Source organism: Streptococcus mitis (genome assembly GCF_003942795.1).
Classification (GTDB): domain Bacteria; phylum Bacillota; class Bacilli; order Lactobacillales; family Streptococcaceae; genus Streptococcus; species Streptococcus mitis_BJ.
The window spans coordinates 1-1,553 of record NZ_RJNY01000052.1; the positions used below are offsets into that span (position 1 = coordinate 1).

Below are 1,553 nucleotides of genomic sequence, written 5' to 3' on the forward strand. Positions count from 1 at the left end.
GCTGCTGCCAATGGTTTTAGGAGTCATGCATGAGCAAGTTGGATGAGTTGAAGAAAAGAGAGCGAGAACTCTTGTACCAGCTAGAAGACAATGGAAAAGAGAAATATCGCACCAAAGAACTGATAGAAACCTTTGAAGGATATGATAGAGCTAGCCACCGTTATCAAAGTGATTTGTGGGAGGCGGCCTATCAGAGCCGATACGCAGGACAGTTGGAAGAAACGCTCCTGCAAAGAAACCAACTTAAAAACCAAATCCTTGAGGACCTCACCTACCACATGGATGATTTGAAAAAAGAAAAGTTCCGTTTAGAGGGAGACTTGGATGCGGTTTACTATGAAAGACGCAAGGAACTAGAAAGAGAGGAGGAGACACGTCATGGGCATTGATATGTACTTGGAACAATCACAACTACAAAGTTCGAGTGTAGCGACCATGTGCCACTCTCAGGTGGAAGCTTATCAAGACTTGCAATCAGCTATTCAAAAGTTTTCAGAGGACACAGAGAGTCTAAAGGGAGATGCTTATGATTCGGCTAGAAGTTTTTTTGCAAGTGTCCTACTGCCCTTGAGCAAAGGAGGACAACTCTATGCAGAAACCTTCTCTCAAGCTATCAAGAAATTACCAGAAGACTACCAAAGTATGGTCGACAGCAAGAGTTGGCGCGAGGATGATCTGCTTGATAANATCCGNCAGGAAGAGCAAATGATTGCCTATCTNGATGAANTCAACCAATCNCTTTCNAGCTTGACCATGGATAGTGAAGAAAAGGGGAGATTGAGACGCAGTAATGTGGAACTCATGCGAGGACACCACGCGAATAAACGNGTCTATGAAACGATCTTGAGAGACCTGCGGGCCTATGATAGCTATTCAGGAGGACTGTTCGATGAACTAGACAGTATCGATGTGCAGTTGAGTCGTGGACTGGCCCAGATTGAAACGAGTTGGGATGCAAAGACAGGCGTCTTTAAAGTCCCATCTGACCTGACTTGGGCCAACTACCTATCTGCCTATTCTGACACAAAGGACATAAAACTTAGTCGTCAAGAGAAGGCCTTTGTCCAAACCATGATGGCAGAATACGGCTTTGATGCAGAGACAGCCCAACAGCTCTTGACCATCAAGCAAGGGATAGACAAGAAGTTTCCAACCTCTAGTCAAGAGTTCCGTGACTATATCTTTTTGCGAGTCGTTGGTGCGGCAAATTATAACGAATTTAAGTGGAATGAAACAGCAGGTGGATTGGGGCATTATTTTTATAATGAATTTGTGAGTGATCCGCAGACAGGTCAAAAATTGAGAACATTGAAACCAATTCTTGAAATTTATCAAGAACTGGGGTTGAAAGAAGAAAAGGCCAAAGAATTGTACTATAACCTTAGATTGCAACATACACTAGCTGGTGGAGGAAATTTTTCAACTAAAATGAAAACAGACACTCCCCAAAAATACAAGTCGGCTAAAAGTGAATATAAAGAAGCTTACGGGAAAGTTGATGATTTTGATACGTTTTGGGATAGCAAACTAAAGGCCTATTCTAACAATGGAGC

Annotated in this window: 2 protein-coding genes; both read left to right on the plus strand. The window is 42.8% G+C overall.

Features of this window, described 5'->3' with window-relative positions:
• Positions 1-29: 29 nt before the first annotated feature.
• A complete protein-coding gene (locus D8847_RS10465) occupies positions 30-389 on the plus strand; it encodes a DUF3958 family protein (protein ID WP_125841490.1) in 360 nt (119 codons plus the stop codon).
• Positions 379-1,553 (plus strand): T7SS effector LXG polymorphic toxin (locus D8847_RS10470; RefSeq protein ID WP_125841491.1); only part of this gene is annotated, 1,175 nt, incomplete at its 3' end. The genes D8847_RS10465 and D8847_RS10470, both read left to right, overlap by 11 nt.